Here is a 17,226-nt window from a genome sequence, read left to right as displayed (position 1 = left end):
GTACAATCAGTTACAGCGCACCGCCACAGCTACTGCCCTGACCCGCAGTACAAGCAAAACAATGATCAGCAATAGCAATAGCATTACCATCAATATCTGCTTTTAATAAATCGCGCAGATGACGGATGCCTTTTGCGGGCACGGGTAGCTCCAACAACTGATTAAAATCGCAGTCGTACAAATTACCTAGCCAATCCACACTGACCATATTTCGACACATAAGGGACTCTATATTCGCTTCGCTAAAATTATCTTTAAGCAAATCCATATAAGGTTTGAACTGTCCTTTGGACACTAAAGTAGAACCAAATCGCTTGATCGGCATATTTGCCAAGGCAAACAAATTATTAAATTCAATATCAAATTTGGCGCGCAGCTCACGACGATAATCTGCTTCTAAGGCTTGTTGATTTGGCGGCAATGAGGGGCCCTGAGGATTGAAGACTAAATTCAAAACTAAATCTGAACCCGGCATGCCATAGCCTAAAGAGTTCAATAATTGCAGGCCCGCAATGCTTTTATCGAACACGCCTTCGCCACGCTGGGCATCGACATTTTCTAGTGAATAGCACGGGAGCGACGCCACTATTTCTACTTTATTAGCGGCCAGAAATTCCGCCAAGCCTTCTTGGTCTGGTTCAAACAAAATCGTCAGATTACAGCGATCGATTACCTTTACCCCGATTTTTACCGCGGCGCTGACAAGTTCACGAAAATGCTCATGTATTTCTGGCGCGCCGCCGGTCAGGTCGAGTTTCTGAATATTTCTAGCCAGCAAGACCTCGGGAATAAGTGCGATCATCTCCGCCGACATCATTTCGGTCCGCTCTGGGCTTGCATTTACATGACAATGCAAGCACCGCTGATTACATTTATAACCGAGATTTACCTGCAAGATATCCAGCGACTTACGGGATATAGCTGGGAAGTCGGTGACTTCCAGTAGCACCATAGTATCGTGCATTTTCGCCCCTATTTTATCCTAATGTTTAAGACTGACTCACAAGCCGCCGCGTTGTTACATACCGTGTTACCCGCCGTGCTCACCGAACCACCACGGCAGAGCGCTGCTAACAGACCACAAACCAAGATCGACAGGCATTGAAAACCCATTATTAAGCAAAAATAATACCTCGTCGGCACTTACCGTCATCAGTATATTTCTCTCACAATTACAATACCTTACCCGACACATTAAATCTTTAAGAAGCGAAAATGACGCACCCATATTAGATGTTTTGAGGAGATTTATACTGAGATTCCGCCTAAACCAAAGAATTACCGTATAATACGCCGCTTTCACGCGAAGAGAGCAAAGCAATGACCGCAAAAGTTGCCCTGATCATGGGCTCAAAAAGTGACTGGGAAACAATGCGCCCAGCCACCGAGATCATGATCGAGCTTGGCGTAGAGCACCACGTAGAAGTGGTCTCGGCCCACCGCACTCCGGACAAGTTAATGGAATTTGCCAGCCAGGCCATCGGCCGTGGCTTTGAGGTAATTATTGCGGGCGCCGGCGGCGCGGCGCACTTACCCGGCATGGTCGCAGCAAAAACCCGTCTACCCGTTCTAGGTGTGCCAGTGCAAAGCAAGGCATTAAACGGTGTCGACAGCTTACTCTCTATCGCGCAGATGCCTAAGGGCATCGCCGTTGGCACCCTGGCCATTGGCAGCGCCGGCGCGTTCAATGCCGGCTTAATGGCCTGCCAAATTTTGGCCCTTAGCGATACCGACTTAGCGGCTCGCCTAGAAGCCTTTCGCGCCAAACAAACCCAAGATGTTTTAGACAATCCGGACCCGAGGAACACCTAATGCCAACCGTATGGGTTCTCGGCGCCGGACAATTAGGCGCCATGCTCAAGCAAGCAGCCTACCCCTTAGCCCTTAGGGTTGAGCCGGTTGAACCTGACAGTGAGCAGTTGCCAAACATAAAGGATGACGACATTGTTACTGTTGAACGCGAACAGTGGCCAGACACGCCAGTAACGCGCTACATGAGCCAGCAAGCCAGTTTCATGAATGCCGATATTTTCGGCAAAATAGCCGACCGCTTTCACCAAAAAACCATGCTCGATACCCTTGAGATCAATACCGCACCTTGGTGCTCTGTCGAAGTGCATACCAAGGCGACAGCCCTGCACGCCGAGTTAGGCTGCGATGTGCTGCTCAAGCGTCGCGAAGGTGGCTATGACGGCAAGGGCCAGCATTGGCTATACCAAGATCAGGGCGGCGACGTTCCTGCCGACTGGCGTGGCACCGGTATTGCCGAAAAGAAAATACCGTTTGATGAGGAATTGTCACTAATTGGCGCGCGAGACCAAGACGGTAAAAAAGTGTTCTACCCCTTAACGCTGAATTTACACCGCAATGGTATTTTGATGGCGTCGATCGCCCCGCTCTCCCGGGTGGCGCATTTACAAGCCACCGCCGAAGCGATGCTGGGTAAAATCATGGACTCGGCGAACTACGTTGGCGTGATGGCTATGGAGTGCTTTCGTGTTGGCGAGCAACTCATCGTCAATGAACTTGCACCGCGGGTTCACAATAGTGGTCACTGGACTCAGGCCGGCGCCTGCGTCAGCCAATTTGAAATGCATTTGCGGGCGGTAAGTAGCTTACCTATTAAGGCCCCCGAAGTTCGCGGCCACAGCGTGATGATTAATATCATTGGCGTGGAGCGTGAACTCGATTGGATGAAAATTCCGTCTACCCAGTGCTATTGGTATGGCAAAGACGTTAGACCGGGTCGCAAGCTTGGTCACATCAACCTTAATCACCCAGAAAAAAGTGCCCTGCAAACAGCTTTGAACGAATTGCGCGAGCTACTGCCCGAGCGTTATCAAGATGTGTTTAATTGGGTAGAAACAGAATTGGCACGGGCTTAGTCGAATCTTATATTGGGGCTTAGCTTTTAATTTCAGACCTACAACAGCCCCACTCCGTGCAAAACAAACATGATCAGACTGGTGCTGAATAGCGACCCCACCGTGGTCATAACAATGATATTGGCTGCCAGCGCCGCATTACCCGCCATCGCCCTTACCATAATATAACTGGCCGCCGCCGTTGGCGCGGAGGACATTAGCGCCAGCACACCTAAGTCCATCCCCCGAAAACCCAAGACAATACCGCCGCTAATAAGCAGTATAGGTACCACCATCAGTTTACAGATGGCGCTGACCAAGGCGCTATTTAGATCGGCGCGCAAAGCCTTAAAATTCAAACTCGCCCCCGTACACAGCAAGGCAAGTGGCAGTGTCATTTGGGCAAAATACTCGCCACTGCGCAGCAGTAAAGTCGGCAGAGGCCAGGCCATTGCGGCAAAGGGCAGAGCCGCAACAATACTGAGAATAATAGGGTTACGGGCAATATCCTTCAAGGTTTTAGCCACGCCGCCTGCTCGATTCATACTGCGATTAAGAGTGATGACCGCTAAAATATTGTAAAGAATGGTAACCAGCGCCAAGTACAAAGATGCCGCTACCAAACCGGGACCACCATAAGCGTTAACACAATACGCTAGACCAATAATGCCCATATTGGATCGAAAGCCACCCTGCACTACCACACCGCGATCTTCACGCCGGGGAATCAGCCATTGCGCCACAAGCTCTAACATCAGGTAGACAGCAAATGTCGCTACCAGGCCAAAAAGCACTAATTTAAGATTGGCCGACTCGGCAATACTGGTTTGACTAATACTAATAAACAGCAGAGCTGGCAGAGTAATATTGAACACTAGCTTACTGCCAATTTCGATAAAATTATCGTTAATGATTTGTGCGCGGTTTAAATATACCCCGAGTGCCAGCACCACAAAAATGGGGCCAGTGATTAAAAAGGAATACGATAGTGATTGTAAAAATGTCTGCATGAAAAACGCTCTTAGATATCAGTCAAGTATCACATATCTAAAGAGTGTCATCGACAAAGGCCATAAAAAAGAAGAAGCAACGCTAACACGCCACTTCTTCAATGCCCCTTTCCACGGAGAATTTCAAAGTCACATCAGTGGCTAATCATCCAGGGTCGCTGAGAGGGGAAAACCTTACTGCCGTCAGGCAAGTAAATAGCCTGTTGGCGCAAGCTACTGCGATCGGGATGGGCATTATCACTGCAGCCACAGCCTTTTTTTGCTGCAGCATGGGCACGCCGTTGGGCTAGGTCTTCCCTGGAATCCACTGACGATATAATTGGTTGATGAACCGCTTTCTCATTTTTGGCTATTGCCTGACGCCGCGCCGGCGACATCGCCAAAACGTCAGGCGGTATCATTATTACTCGCGCGCTAAGCTTGCCACACTGCGGACAAGCACAGGGTAGGGCCGCCTCATTCATGCTCGCCAAGTCATGAAATAGACCATGATCATTACATTTGTAGTCGTATACCGGCATCGTTTGCCTCCAAGTCCAACACGTTATATTACTCGCCCGTTTCACCACCAGTAAAAACTGTGGATACGGGCAAGCCTAGCCTCTATGACGTAGCCTTAATTTAAGGCTTAAGGTCCGGCGACAGAGGCACATCCACCGTGCTATCTACCATCTTAGTTGGCCCCTCGGCGTTCGGCTGCATATCAAAGTCAAAGATATCGGTGGGTAGCCATAACGTGGCGCAGGCATTGGGTATATCTACCACCCCGCTGATATGACCCTGCACCGGCGCGACCCCGAGAATGGTATAAGCCTGTGCACGGCTATAGCCAAATTTGGTCATATACTCAATGGCATTTAAACACGCTTGGCGATAAGCAATATGAACATCGAGATAATGCTGCTTGCCCGCTTCATCTACTGAAATACCTTCAAAAATAAGATAGTCGTCATACTTAGGGGTAATCGGGCTTGGTTTGAAAATTGGGTTTTTAATACCGTACTTTTTAATACCGTCTTTAATCAAACTCACCCGGATATGAATCCAGCCCGCCATTTCGATAGCACCACAGAAAGTGATTTCACCATCACCCTGACTAAAGTGAAGATCACCCACACTCAGGCCAGCGTCTTTAACATAAACAGGGAAGTACACCTTGGCTCCACGCGACAGATCTTTAATGTCACAGTTACCGCCGTGCTCACGCGGGGGAACGGTACGCGCGCCCTCAGCGGCCGCCGCTTTTGCTGCGTCGCCTTTCATCCGCCCCATGTGCGCTGTATCTGCGTAGGGCAATGTTGCTAATTCTGGCACCCGCTGCGGGTCGGTATCAACCAGCGCTTTCTCACGGGTATTCCATTCATCCAGCATCTCACGCGACGGTAAGCAGCCAATCAAACCGGGATGGATTAAACCAGCAAATTCAACATTGGGCACATGGCGAGATTTGGTAAACATACCGTTAAAATCCCAGATCGATTTTTGCGCTTCAGGAAAGTGCTCTGTTAAAAACCCGCCGCCATTTTGTTTAGAGAAAAAACCATTAAACCCCCACTGGCTTTCTTCAAAAGTACCAATATCTAAAATATCGACTACTAATAAATCGCCTGGCTCGGCGCCTTCAACTCCTACCGGCCCAGACAGAAAATGCACCTTACTTAAATCAACATCACGCACATCGTCAGCAGAATCATTATTGTTAATCTGACCGCCAGTCCAATCCACACATTCAATTTTAAAATCATCACCGGGTTTTACCATCTGCACCATAGGAATATCAGGATGCCAACGGTTATGAATCATGTCGTTGTCGTACGCCGATTTACTCAAGTCAACTTTGATGATTGTTTCTGCCATCGTTCTTCTCCGGATCAGTCATAGGAAATTCTGAATAGCGCCACGACCTGTTTATTGTTATATCTTGCCCAAGGCCTGATACCCGAAAACACTGTCGTCGCCATGGGCTTACTATCGGTAATCAATAGCAACACCGGTATTAGTCAATTGCCTATAAAGCTACGTTAAATGACGTAGGAGACTATTAGCGAGTCTCACGACAAAGCAAAAAAGAAGGGGGGATACTGCAATTAAGTAAGATTCTTAGCACGACCATCTAGCTTTATATGAATAACTGAGATCGCTGGCGGTGAAGAGTAAAAATGAGAATCGCTATACGAGTAACATGTAAAATGTATCAGTGCATAATTTTACTGAGAAACGTCGCGTTTACTTATTAATCACAGCCACGCATGTGACTGTGATTAATATATCGTATGCAGAAACTATTTCGTACTCCGACCCAATACCAAAAATACGCCCGCTACCATCAACACCAAGCCGGCTAAACGACGCAGGCTAATAGGATACTGCGGGGCGCCGATAAGACCATAGTGATCAATGAGTGTCATCGCTAGCAACTGCCCCAATAGAACAAAGGAAACGGTGTTAGATATACCAAAGCGCGGCGCTATCGAGGTTATCGCTAAATTGTAGAATGTAACTACAACGCCGCCAGTGTAGAAATACCAGGGGATTGAGGTGTCATAAAAACGCGTTGGCACGCCTTCGGTAACTAGCAAATAAATTACGCTGAGTAGCAAGCCCACCAATAGCAGAAGCGTGGAGGCCAATGCTGGATTACCTAATTTGGCTCCCAGACCACCATTCAGGGCGGCCATGACCGGAATACCAAAACCAGCAACAAGCATTATAGAGGAGTAAAAGTAGCTGCTATTCATGAGTATCTCTGACTAAGTCAATTGAAGCGTAGGCATTGCCGGCCAAGGTGAACGCATTACAGCGCCACTGAAAATATTGCCCGCGCAAAAAAAGAAATTCAAATCCAATATTATTATTAGCGTCCGTTTAATTCCCTTAAGCGGGCCTGGAATTCAGTCACTTTTTGTTGATTTAAAGTATTAACAGGTAACTCCCGAAAGCCATCCCGCAGCATGCTCTGGGCGTCTGCCAATAACTCATTCCCAGCCAAGGTGATGCTTGCGAGGCTTTGCCTAGCATCACGCTCGCTGCGCTCGGTAGCGACATAGCCAAGCCTCTCAAGCGGCTTGAGCGCCCTGGTGACAGCAGAGGCTGTAAGACCGACCGAGCTTGCCAATTCAATCCTTGGTAAGCCGCCTACATTGGCCTCGGCAAGTGCCTTCAACAAGCGATATTCGCTAAAACTAATGCCTTTAGTATTCGCTAACACACGATCTAATCGACGCTCCAAGGCTGCAGCAGTCTCTAGGAATTGAAGCACGGTGGCTTCGGTATGCACTGCTATATCGCCCATAAGTATACCTGCATAATACGTGATCGCTCACGTATTATGCAGGTATACTGAGGAAGGATCAAGCCATCTCATAAAAAATAGCTTATCGAAAGAATCGAAGTACTGCATAGCTAGCCGGGGAATGTGGCAAAAAAAGGACTGCCAATTCAAAGCCTGCGTATATCACCGCAGCACCTTAAGGTCTTACTAAGCCGTCGACCCACCATTGATATTGGACCTTGGCTCTTAAGTTTATAATGTCATCATTACGCAACCATCAAGCGACCAATTATTAGACCGACAGATAGGCTCTAATTTTTGCGGTATCGACATCTGCCCGCAGGTCTTCATGAATAAAGTTACCCTTGTCGATCACAATAATACGATCCGCAACTGTCAAAGTGAAACTCAAGACCTGCTCAGAAACAATAATAGTAATGTCGCGTAATTTCTTAATCTCGTTCAATACGTTGGCAATATCTTTAATAATTGAGGGTTGAATACCTTCGGTGGGTTCGTCCAACAACAGCACCTTAGGGTTTGTCACCAGTGCTCTGGCGATAGCTAGCTGCTGCTGTTGGCCACCAGAGAGGTTGCCGCCTTTGCGTTTTCGCATCTCTGCCAATACTGGGAACAATGCGTAAATATCGTCGGGAATCTTTTTAAGCTTAGAAACTTCCATGCCGGTTTCAATATTTTCCTGCACTGTTAACGAAGGAAAGATCATCCTACCCTGTGGCACATAGGCAATACCACTAGCTACTCGCTGAAAACTTTCCTTATTGGTGATGTCGACACCATCAATACTAACAGTGCCCTCTGAGGTCGGTAGAATACCAATGAGAGACTTGAATAAGGTCGTCTTACCCATACCATTGCGACCCATAATTGCCAGTGTTTCATTTTTCGGCACGGTGAAATTTAATCCGTGAATAACTTCACTTTGACCGTAGCAAACCTTCAAATTAGAAACATTTAACATACAATTTTTAACCTCACCCTAGGCTCTTGTTTGGGATCTTGCGCAATGAACACATAGTGGCTTAGATATAACGCCAACTAGTGTCCCAAATACACTTCTATCACTTTTGGGTCTTTCTGCACGTCTTCCATATCACCCGCAGCAAGAATTTTCCCCTGATGTAATACCGTCACTTTCTGAGCAATACGCGCCACGAAGTCCATATCGTGTTCAATAACCAACACCGAACGTCCCTGGCTAATCTCTTTTAGTAACTCGGCGGTTTGCTCTCGCTCTTTTACACTCATCCCGGCCACAGGTTCATCCAGCATCAGCAGCTGCGGATCTTGAATTAGCAGCATACCTATCTCCAGCCACTGCTTTTGGCCATGGCTTAATAAGCCAGCTTCAGTATCTAGGGAGTCTTCGAGCATAATTTGTTTAGCGACTTCCATGATCTTGTCGCTCACCTCCTGGTCGTGTTTGAACATAAGTGAACCAAACACACCCCGACCACGTGGATAGGAGATCTCTAAGTTCTCCATCACACTTAAATTTTCGTAAATGGACGGAGTTTGAAATTTACGGCCCACACCAGCTCTAACAATCTGATGTTCGGAAAGATTGGTAAGTTCGGTATTGAGGAATTTAATACTGCCGGAAGTCGATTTAGTTTTACCGCAAATCAAATCAAGCACGGTCGTTTTGCCTGCACCGTTTGGGCCAATAACAACATGAAGCTCGTTCTTCTCCAAGTAGAAATTCAAATTATCTACCGCTTTAAAGCCGTCGAACGAAACGGTTAGATCTTCAATCGCAAGCGTAAAATTAGTGTTCGTACTCATGACTTTGTTCCTTCCAACCCGACATTATCTGTATCAGATTTGTTTTTTTCGAATAAGCCTTTTATAAACTCAAAGCGCTTAGTTATGTGGTGACCGTAGTCGTCCCACAGACCTGCTAAGCCGTTTGGAAAGAACATCACCACGGCAATGAATAATCCGCCCATCAAAAACAACCAAAGCTCAGGAAAGGATTCCGAGAAAACGGTTTTCCCAAAGTTAATTAATAATGTGCCATAGACCGCGCCAATAAGTGACATACGACCGCCCACCGCTGCGAAGATGACCATTTCGATTGAGGGCACAATGCCAACAAACGAAGGCGACATAAATCCAACCTGCAAGGTGAACATGGCCCCACCAATCGCCGAGATCATGGCTGCAAAGCAGAATACAAATATTTTAAAGTTGGCAACGTCGTAACCTGAAAAGCGAACTCGATCTTCTTTATCCCGCATGGCCAATAATAAGCGACCGAACTTGCTGGTAAGTACAAAGCGAGATGCGATAATAACTGCTAATAAAAGAAAGCAATTAATAAAGTAAAACAGATTTTTCGCACTATCTGAGGTGATGTCCCAGCCATTGAGAGTGCGGAGATCGGTAATACCGTTGATGCCGCCAGTTAAGCCCTGCTGACCAACAATCAATACCGTCAAGATAACCGAGATAACCTGAGTAATTATCGCGAAGTACACACCACCGACTCGGCGTTTAAACATGGCCGCACCAATGATATAGGCAAAGAAAGTAGGGACGACTAAGATGGCAATTAAGGTAAATGTGAAGCTGTGAAATGGCATCCAGAACGCCGGAAGTTCCGTTATCTGGTTCCAATCCATAAAGTCAGGAATACCCGGTGTCGATTGGATGGCTGTGTTCTCTGGCGACGAGGCCTCTAGCTTTAAGAACATCGCCATGGCGTAACCTCCAAGCCCAAAAAAGATACCCTGCCCCAAGCTTAAAGTACCACCGTAGCCCCACAGCAAGACTAAGCTTACCGCCGCAAAGGCATAGGTCAGGTATTTACCGACTAGGTTCAATCGAAATGAATCGAGAAACAGTGGAAAGACAATAAGGATAAGCGTCGCTAGGATGCAAAATCCTATTAGGCCTTTTTTATCACCAAACAATTTTTCGTAAACAAAGCTCATCATTAACTCCTAATAATTTAGAACCAGGCATGCCATATCTGAACTAGGTTCGTCTCAGCGACGAACCTTGCTGGCGAATAGGCCTTCTGGTTTGAACATCAAAATTATTACCAAGGTGAGCAAGGTAAAGACTTTGGCCATTGATCCGCTGATAAAGAATTCGAGGATTGATTGCGCCTGAGCGATGGAGAATGCTGAAGCGATTGTACCGAACAAGCTGGCAGCGCCGCCGAAGACCACAACCATAAACGTATCGACGATATACAGCGTTCCCGTGGTTGGTCCCGTAGAGGCAATAGTGGTGAATGCCGCGCCGGCCATACCCGCAATACCGCAACCGAGGGCAAAAGTGTAGCGGTCAACTTTTTTGGTATTGATGCCCACGGCGCCACTCATTACCCGGTTTTGAGTAGTGGCACGCACTCGCAAACCCCAGCTGGATTTAAACATGAGATAAAACACCGCTAAGGTAGTGAATATCGTCAAACCGAGTACAAACATTCCGTTGATTGGAATATCGATCATGTCTGTCGGCTGAACTGACCCCATCAGCCAATCTGGTAACGTAGGACTGACTTCTCTCGCGCCAAATATAGAGCGATAGGATTGCTGCATTATTAAGCTCAAACCCCAGGTCGCTAACAGCGTATCTAGAGGGCGCTTATAAAGATGCCTTATTAATATAAATTCTGCGAGATAGCCCAACACCCCTGCAACCAGAAACGCGGCCGCTATCGAAAATACGAAATAGTAGGGCATGAATGCCGGAATATACGTTTCAGTTAAAGAAGAAATCAAATAGGTGGTATATGCACCCGCGGCCATAAATTCGCCGTGGGCCATGTTAATAACGCCCATTTGTCCAAAAATAATTGCGAGCCCCAAGGCCATCAGCAACAGTACGCTAAACAAGCTGATGCCGGCGAAGCCTTGCATTGCGAATATCGCGCCTAACTCATCGTAGCTATAACCGCCCATTACTTAGCCTCCGCTAATAAATACGTCAACATTCTTTGCACACTTAATTACTTGAAAAGGATTGGCGAACATCCATGTTCGCCGGTATTTCTGATATTTTCAGTACAAGCCGAGGGCCTATTGGTAACCTTCTGGAAATGGATCTGGCTCGAGCAGTTCAGAGGTATACACAACTTCAGCTTGGCCATCTTTCTTCCACTTGCCTACGCGCGCCTTGCTCCAAAGATGATGATTGGGGTGAAGTTTCACATAGCCTTCTGGCGCGTTGGCCAACTCGATATCGCCTTCTTCAGATGCCGCCACTACGGCGTCAACGTCAAAAGTACCGGCTTTCTCAACGGCGGCTTTCCATAACCAAGGCCCCAGGTAAGCGGCTTGAGTTACATCGCCAATTACGCTGTCATCGCCCCACATTTCCTTAAACGCTTTCACAAAGGCCACGTTGTTGGGGTTATCCTGACTCTGGAAGTACTTCATGATGGAGTAGAAGCCTTCGAGGTTTTCACCACCAATGCCCAGCACCTCATCTTCCGTTACCGAGATAGTCAGTAGCGTTTGTTTCTCAGAGGTTATACCGGCTGCTTTAAGCTGTTTAAACCATGCGACGTTACTACCACCTACTACCGCGGCATAAATAACATCAGGTTTTTTCAAACGGATTTTATTGATAACCGTACCGAACTGGGTATCGCCCAGCGGCTTGTACTCTTCACCCACAACCTTGCCACCCAATACGGTTTCAATGTGTTTACGGGCAATTTTCATGGAAGTACGTGGCCAAATGTAATCAGAACCTATCAGGTAAAAGGTCTTTGCATCCTTCTCTTTAGCTACCCAATTCAAACCATCTAGAATCTGCTGAGTCGCTTCCTGACCGGTGTAAATTACGTTTTTAGACTGCTCCAATCCTTCATAGAAAGTCGGGTAGTAAAGCAAACCATTTTCTTTTTCAAACACTGGAAGCGCGGCTTTGCGCGATGCCGATGTCCAGCAGCCGAATACCGCTGCGACATTGTCATTCACCAACAACTTGCGACTTTTTTCTGCAAAAGTCGGCCAATCACTGGCGCCATCTTCTTGAATGATTTTGATTTGACGACCCAAAATACCGCCAGATTCATTTATTTGCTTTATCGCAAGTTTTTCAGCTTCTTGCGCACCGGTCTCACTAATCGCCATGGTGCCTGTTAGTGAATGTAATATACCCACTGTGACGGTATCATCGGTTACCGCTTGGCCAGTGGTTGTGGCAGGCGCTGCCCAGCTCAACTGCGACGCCAGGAGGATTCCCAGTGGCAGAGCGCCTATTGCTCGGACCACCTTGCGGCGACCCCAAAAACGCCGGTTATCGGATTTGTCACTCATCGTTACTGCTCCTACGCTACGGTTACTTAATTCGACACCGAGCAGTTTCCGCAGAAGTGCCTTGGCTCACCATGAGGTGAATGCTCCCCCCTACTATGTTAAATGACGTATACCGCCAACAAAGCGGGCGAGATAGTTTCCAATCTCAGTGACTTAAAATAGGAATGGGAACTAAAGCGCTCAACATTAATATTTAAGCAATATCAAGCACGCATCTTTTGTTGCGCAAACGTCGCCGCAGAATAAATGAGATTTTGTGCTGGCACCTTTCCTGCAGGTTATCAGTTAGCCTCTAGCCAGAATTGGGCCGAACTGTAGATTCCCAACTGATATCTTCAGGCTATTCGTCTGTATTCCCAGACTATGCGCTGTTGTTAGAGCCACACGATACTAGCTATGCAAATGAGTTTATCGCTATGAATCCCCAGCAACGAGTCTTCCGCGTTCGCCGCAAATATAATCGGTGGGTCGCGAACGAAACCCTGGAAGACTACGCACTTCGGTTTACCGCCAAAAGTGCCCGCCGCTGGACTGTCGCACGGGTATCAAACACAGCGCTAGGTGCTATTTCGTTTCTCGCTCTTGAAGCGATAGGTGGTGCTATTACTCTTAGCTACGGCTTCAGTAACACCGTAGCTGCGGTTGTTGCGGTTGCAATTATTATTTTTCTGACCGGCCTACCCATTTGTTATCACGCCGCACGCCAGGGAGTTGATATCGATCTACTCACCCGCGGAGCGGGTTTCGGCTATATTGGTTCTACCATTACCTCGCTAATTTATGCCTCATTCACATTTATATTCTTCGCATTAGAAGCCGCCATTATGGCGCTCGCCTTAGAGTTAACTCTGGATATACCCCTGAGATTCGGCTATCTCATTAGCGCGGTGGTGGTTATCCCCCTGGTAACGCACGGCATTACTTTTATCAGCCGGTTTCAGCTGTGGACGCAACCGCTTTGGGTAATACTGCAACTCTTACCGCTGGCGTGTATCGTCGTTCAATCTGACGACGCCTTTGATAATTGGATCGCTTTTAAAGCACCCGACAGCGATCCTAATTTAAATATTCTCGCCTTTGGCGCCGCCTCTGCGGTTATTTTTTCCTTAATCGCACAGATAGGTGAGCAGGTCGACTTCCTGCGCTTTTTACCCCACCAAGAAAAACCCAATAAACGCTGGTGGCTGGCCTTAATTGCCGCCGGGCCCGGTTGGATTATTATCGGCTCAATCAAAATTCTAATCGGCTCATTCTTGGCGGTTTTAGCACTCAGCCACGGTATTCCATTTAGTGAGGCCTCCGACCCTAATCGAATGTATTTAGTCGCCTTTAGTTATTTAACTAACTCGCCGCAATTGACGCTCTTTTTAGTGGGCAGTTTTGTTATTTTGTCGCAGCTCAAAATTAATGTGACCAATGCCTACGCCGGCTCTATTGCGTGGTCAAACTTCTTCTCCCGCCTCACCCACAATCACCCTGGTCGAGTAGTGTGGCTGGTGTTCAATGTAACGATTGCACTGCTACTGATGGAACTTGGTATCTACCGAGTACTTGAAGAGATTCTCACCGCTTATTCGATTATTGCCCTCGCGTGGGTAGGATCGCTGGTTGCGGACTTGGTCATAAATCGTCCACTTGGCCTGCGCCCAGCAACCATGGAGTTCAGGCGCGCCCACCTTTACGATATTAATCCAGTGGGCGTTGGCTCTATGCTGATTGCATCGGTACTGGGTTTTCTTGCCCACTTCGGTCAGCTCGGTGAAACCGCGCAGGCACTGGCATCATATATCGCGCTAGGCAGTACATTTATTTTTGCCCCATTGATTTGCTGGCTAAGCAAAGGCAGATTCTATATTGCTAGAGAACCGATGTTAGCCAGCAGCCACGCTTCGCTGCGCTGCTGTCTTTGCTATCATCAATTTGAAGGTGAAGACATGAGCCACTGCCCCGCTTATTCCGGGCCAATATGTTCGCTATGCTGCTCACTGGATAGTCGTTGTCACGATATGTGTAAAACTAACTCGCGTATGGCAGAGCAACTGACTAGCGCACTTAGCTTTATCTTGCCACTCACATGGATTCGTTCACTCAATACCCGAACCGGCCACTTCATCGGATTATTTGCGCTAATAAGCTTTATGATCGCCGGCGTATTAGCGCTAGTTTATGTACAAATCACCATTGATGAAGCTATGGAGCGCAACCTCGCTGCTAGCGCGCTCAGTAATGTCTTTTTTATTCTGCTTATTGTGTCCGGTATTCTTGCATGGATGTTTGCATTGGTGCATGAAAGTCGCCGCGTAGCGCAGGAAGAGTCGCAACGTCAAACTGAATTACTGATGACGGAAATTGAGGCACACAAACAAACCGATATGCAATTGCAGCAAGCCAAAGAGGTTGCTGAATCCGCCAACCAAGCCAAAACCCGCTATCTTACTGGGATCAGCCACGAGCTGCGTTCACCGCTTAATGCCATACTAGGCTACGCACAACTTCTAGAAAAAGACCCCAGTATTCCAGCAAGCAGACTTGATGCTCTCAAAGTGATTCGCCGCAGCAGCGAACACTTGGCCGACCTAATAGAGGGGCTATTGGATATTTCCCGCATTGAAGCGGGTCGACTTGAGCTCTCTACCTCGGATGTCAATATTGGCAATTTGCTGGATCAAATAATCAGCATGTTTCAGGTTCAAGCGCAGGCAAAAGGTATTGGCTTTAGCTATGACCGGCTGACGCCATTACCCGAGACGGTGAAAACCGACGAGAAACGCCTGCGTCAGATCCTCATCAATCTTATTTCTAATGCCATTAAATACACTCCCGAAGGTCGGGTAAATTTTACTGTTAGCTACCGCAATCAAGTCGCGGAATTTATTATTAATGACTCCGGTATCGGCATTGCCGCTGACGATATAGAGCGGGTATTTCAACCCTTTGAGCGCGTTCGCAAGCCGGGCTCACCGTATATCACGGGTACGGGTTTAGGTCTGACAATCACCCGCTTGCTCACCGATATTATGGGTGGTGATATCGCCATTCATAGCCAGGTCGGTGTCGGCAGCGAAGTAAAATTATCATTGATGTTGAGTAGTACCGACCGCCTAGCAGTGTCTTCACCATTGGAACAGAAAATTATTGGCTACAAGGGCGGCGAGAAAACCCTATTTGTAGTCGATGATGAACCCACTCATCGCAGCTTGTTAAACGATTTTCTTAAGCCACTTGGGTTCAATGTGATATCTGCCCCGGATGGCAACACCTGCTTGGATATGCTGCGTTACTGCGATCCGCAGCCACACATTTTCTTATTAGACATTTCAATGCCAGGAATGAGCGGCTGGGAGCTTGCGGCCACTATTCGCGAACGCATTCACAATGCGACTATTATTATGATCTCGGCTAATGCCGCCGAAGTGACACCAGAAAGCAGCGATGCTCCGCCCCACGATGCCTACCTTTTTAAACCCATTCGCCTGTCACAACTGCTCAGCTATTTAGCTAAGCACGCCGCTATAGTCTGGCAGTATGAATCTGAAGAACACCGCGTAGCGTCTATTTCCGCCGCCACCACGCCCGTAAATTTGGGCGCGCCCCTTAGCCATGATAATCGCCGCGAACTTATCCAACTTGCAAAAATAGGTTACGCAAAGGGAATCAAGCGCTGCTTGGACAAAATTTCTAAAGAAGGTAATGCCGACCCTTCGACAGTGAGCACCTTACAAGAACTTACCGCTGGATTTCAGTTTGGCGCACTCATTAACGCTTTGGAAGACCCCCCGTCATGAACTCTTACCGTGGTAAAAAAGACGTTGTTCTGATTGTCGATGACTCCCCCGACACACTTAGCATGCTGAACGATACCTTGGATCAGGCGGGCATTACCGTACTTGTTGCCTTAGAAGGTGCGCAAGCCCTGACTATTGCCGCCAACATTACCCCGGACGTGATTTTAATGGACGCACTGATGCCAAACATGGATGGCTTTGAAACGTGTCGCAAACTCAAGGAAAATCGGGATCTGGCGCATATTCCAGTCATATTTATGACCGGGCTTAGCGACACCGAAAGCATTGTTAAAGGCTTTACAGCCGGTGGTGTCGACTATATTACTAAACCGATAAAAGGCGACGAATTAATCGCCAGAATGCTAGCGCATCTAAGTAATGCGCGCCTAACATTAAGCGCTAGAGTAGCACTGGATAGTGCGGGGCAATTTCTATTTTCCGCCGCAGCTGATGGCAATCTCTTATGGGCCACGCCGCAGGCTTATCACTTACTTGAAGAAGCAGGACTCGATAGTCAGTGGCTGAGCGAAAATTTTCCTACGCAGCTACGCCAACTGCTTGCGCCACATTTTAATAAGGAAAAAGGTTTATTAATTAAAGCTGCCGAAAAGGCCTTGGAAATCCGCTACATCAGCCAAACCGGTACCGACGAATACTTACTACAGTTAATCGACATGGAACGGCCTTCTGACGTCGATCGGCTGCGCTCCGCTCTGCCGATAACCGAACGTGAGTCTGAGGTGTTGCTGTGGATTGCTCACGGCAAAACTAATCGGGAAATCGGCACCATATTGAGCATGAGTCCGCGCACTGCAAATAAGCATTTGGAACAGATTTTTCGAAAACTCAACGTCGAAAACCGCACTGCCGCAGCAGTAATTGCACTTAAACACTTACAAAATTAAATTTTCTTACTCGGTAAATGTTCTGACTGACTTAGACGCTAGTCAATTCGTCAGCGCTGATAAGCAATATCTAGAGAATCACGGGCAAGAG

The 17,226-nt window shown here is 47.5% G+C and carries 16 protein-coding genes; 4 read left to right on the top strand and 12 right to left on the bottom strand.

The window, feature by feature from the left end; genetic code table 11:
* Positions 1–10: 10 nt before the first annotated feature.
* Both arsS and ACI955_RS12305 read right to left on the bottom strand, forming a co-directional pair.
* Entirely contained in the window at positions 11–964 is a 954-nt protein-coding gene (arsS, locus tag ACI955_RS12310) for an arsenosugar biosynthesis radical SAM (seleno)protein ArsS (protein ID WP_415244037.1), read from the bottom strand.
* 66 nt (positions 965–1,030) lie between these two features.
* The gene (locus ACI955_RS12305; protein ID WP_415244036.1) at positions 1,031–1,153 is read right to left on the bottom strand and encodes a hypothetical protein; all 123 of its coding nucleotides are present in this window, start codon (positions 1,151–1,153) and stop codon (positions 1,031–1,033) included.
* 167 nt (positions 1,154–1,320) lie between these two features.
* Here ACI955_RS12305 and purE point away from each other — a divergent pair, with 167 nt between their 5' ends.
* A complete protein-coding gene (gene purE, locus ACI955_RS12300) occupies positions 1,321–1,812 on the top strand; it encodes a 5-(carboxyamino)imidazole ribonucleotide mutase (protein ID WP_415244035.1) in 492 nt (163 codons plus the stop codon).
* Positions 1,812–2,885, top strand: coding sequence for a 5-(carboxyamino)imidazole ribonucleotide synthase (gene purK / locus ACI955_RS12295; protein ID WP_415244034.1), 1,074 nt, complete (start codon positions 1,812–1,814; stop codon positions 2,883–2,885). The genes purE and purK overlap by 1 nt, the downstream gene beginning before the upstream one ends.
* A 38-nt stretch (positions 2,886–2,923) precedes the next feature.
* Here purK and ACI955_RS12290 read toward each other — a convergent pair whose 3' ends face one another.
* The 10 genes from ACI955_RS12290 to urtA all read right to left on the bottom strand — a co-directional run bounded on the left by ACI955_RS12290 (position 2,924) and on the right by urtA (position 12,445).
* Positions 2,924–3,874 (bottom strand): AEC family transporter, encoded by a 951-nt coding sequence (locus ACI955_RS12290; protein ID WP_415244033.1) that lies wholly within the window; start codon positions 3,872–3,874, stop codon positions 2,924–2,926.
* Positions 3,875–4,008: 134 nt separating this feature from the next.
* Positions 4,009–4,395 (bottom strand): FmdB family zinc ribbon protein, encoded by a 387-nt coding sequence (locus ACI955_RS12285; protein ID WP_415244032.1) that lies wholly within the window; start codon positions 4,393–4,395, stop codon positions 4,009–4,011.
* Positions 4,396–4,495: 100 nt separating this feature from the next.
* Positions 4,496–5,731 (bottom strand): formamidase, encoded by a 1,236-nt coding sequence (gene fmdA, locus ACI955_RS12280; protein ID WP_415244031.1) that lies wholly within the window; start codon positions 5,729–5,731, stop codon positions 4,496–4,498.
* A 425-nt stretch (positions 5,732–6,156) separates the two neighbouring features.
* Entirely contained in the window at positions 6,157–6,612 is a 456-nt protein-coding gene (locus ACI955_RS12275) for a DMT family transporter (protein ID WP_415244030.1), read from the bottom strand.
* 116 nt (positions 6,613–6,728) lie between these two features.
* The gene (locus ACI955_RS12270) at positions 6,729–7,166 is read right to left on the bottom strand and encodes a MarR family winged helix-turn-helix transcriptional regulator (protein ID WP_415244029.1); all 438 of its coding nucleotides are present in this window, start codon (positions 7,164–7,166) and stop codon (positions 6,729–6,731) included.
* A gap of 271 nt (positions 7,167–7,437) precedes the next feature.
* Entirely contained in the window at positions 7,438–8,127 is a 690-nt protein-coding gene (gene urtE / locus ACI955_RS12265) for an urea ABC transporter ATP-binding subunit UrtE (RefSeq protein WP_415244028.1), read from the bottom strand.
* A 77-nt stretch (positions 8,128–8,204) separates the two neighbouring features.
* Positions 8,205–8,951, bottom strand: a complete 747-nt coding sequence (gene urtD / locus ACI955_RS12260; protein ID WP_415244027.1) for an urea ABC transporter ATP-binding protein UrtD — start codon at positions 8,949–8,951, stop codon at positions 8,205–8,207.
* A complete protein-coding gene (gene urtC, locus ACI955_RS12255; RefSeq protein ID WP_415244026.1) occupies positions 8,948–10,102 on the bottom strand; it encodes an urea ABC transporter permease subunit UrtC in 1,155 nt (384 codons plus the stop codon). The genes urtD and urtC overlap by 4 nt, the downstream gene beginning before the upstream one ends.
* Before the next feature lie 54 nt (positions 10,103–10,156).
* Positions 10,157–11,080, bottom strand: a complete 924-nt coding sequence (urtB, locus tag ACI955_RS12250) for an urea ABC transporter permease subunit UrtB (protein ID WP_415244025.1) — start codon at positions 11,078–11,080, stop codon at positions 10,157–10,159.
* Between the two features lie 117 nt (positions 11,081–11,197).
* Positions 11,198–12,445 (bottom strand): urea ABC transporter substrate-binding protein, encoded by a 1,248-nt coding sequence (gene urtA / locus ACI955_RS12245; protein WP_415244024.1) that lies wholly within the window; start codon positions 12,443–12,445, stop codon positions 11,198–11,200.
* A 416-nt stretch (positions 12,446–12,861) separates the two neighbouring features.
* Between urtA and ACI955_RS12240 the strand changes: the two genes are divergently transcribed.
* On the top strand, positions 12,862–16,230 hold the full coding sequence (locus tag ACI955_RS12240) for an ATP-binding protein (protein WP_415244023.1): 3,369 nt from the start codon (positions 12,862–12,864) through the stop codon (positions 16,228–16,230).
* Entirely contained in the window at positions 16,227–17,135 is a 909-nt protein-coding gene (locus ACI955_RS12235; RefSeq protein ID WP_415244022.1) for a response regulator, read from the top strand. The genes ACI955_RS12240 and ACI955_RS12235 overlap by 4 nt, the downstream gene beginning before the upstream one ends.
* Positions 17,136–17,226: the final 91 nt, after the last annotated feature.

The organism is Zhongshania sp. (assembly GCF_047636175.1).
Lineage (GTDB): Bacteria > Pseudomonadota > Gammaproteobacteria > Pseudomonadales > Spongiibacteraceae > Spongiibacter.
This window is presented reverse-complemented; position numbering and strand designations above follow the sequence as displayed.

What these genes read in the sequence shown, in the direction of transcription:
- arsS (WP_415244037.1), bottom strand. Translation starts at nt 964, where the DNA reads ATGCACGATACTATGGTGCTACTGGAAGTCACCGACTTCCCAGCTATA.
- ACI955_RS12305 (WP_415244036.1), bottom strand. Translation starts at nt 1,153, where the DNA reads ATGACGGTAAGTGCCGACGAGGTATTATTTTTGCTTAATAATGGGTTT.
- purE (WP_415244035.1), top strand. Translation starts at nt 1,321, where the DNA reads ATGACCGCAAAAGTTGCCCTGATCATGGGCTCAAAAAGTGACTGGGAA.
- purK (WP_415244034.1), top strand. Translation starts at nt 1,812, where the DNA reads ATGCCAACCGTATGGGTTCTCGGCGCCGGACAATTAGGCGCCATGCTC.
- ACI955_RS12290 (WP_415244033.1), bottom strand. Translation starts at nt 3,874, where the DNA reads ATGCAGACATTTTTACAATCACTATCGTATTCCTTTTTAATCACTGGC.
- ACI955_RS12285 (WP_415244032.1), bottom strand. Translation starts at nt 4,395, where the DNA reads ATGCCGGTATACGACTACAAATGTAATGATCATGGTCTATTTCATGAC.
- fmdA (WP_415244031.1), bottom strand. Translation starts at nt 5,731, where the DNA reads ATGGCAGAAACAATCATCAAAGTTGACTTGAGTAAATCGGCGTACGAC.
- ACI955_RS12275 (WP_415244030.1), bottom strand. Translation starts at nt 6,612, where the DNA reads ATGAATAGCAGCTACTTTTACTCCTCTATAATGCTTGTTGCTGGTTTT.
- ACI955_RS12270 (WP_415244029.1), bottom strand. Translation starts at nt 7,166, where the DNA reads ATGGGCGATATAGCAGTGCATACCGAAGCCACCGTGCTTCAATTCCTA.
- urtE (WP_415244028.1), bottom strand. Translation starts at nt 8,127, where the DNA reads ATGTTAAATGTTTCTAATTTGAAGGTTTGCTACGGTCAAAGTGAAGTT.
- urtD (WP_415244027.1), bottom strand. Translation starts at nt 8,951, where the DNA reads ATGAGTACGAACACTAATTTTACGCTTGCGATTGAAGATCTAACCGTT.
- urtC (WP_415244026.1), bottom strand. Translation starts at nt 10,102, where the DNA reads ATGAGCTTTGTTTACGAAAAATTGTTTGGTGATAAAAAAGGCCTAATA.
- urtB (WP_415244025.1), bottom strand. Translation starts at nt 11,080, where the DNA reads ATGGGCGGTTATAGCTACGATGAGTTAGGCGCGATATTCGCAATGCAA.
- urtA (WP_415244024.1), bottom strand. Translation starts at nt 12,445, where the DNA reads ATGAGTGACAAATCCGATAACCGGCGTTTTTGGGGTCGCCGCAAGGTG.
- ACI955_RS12240 (WP_415244023.1), top strand. Translation starts at nt 12,862, where the DNA reads ATGAATCCCCAGCAACGAGTCTTCCGCGTTCGCCGCAAATATAATCGG.
- ACI955_RS12235 (WP_415244022.1), top strand. Translation starts at nt 16,227, where the DNA reads ATGAACTCTTACCGTGGTAAAAAAGACGTTGTTCTGATTGTCGATGAC.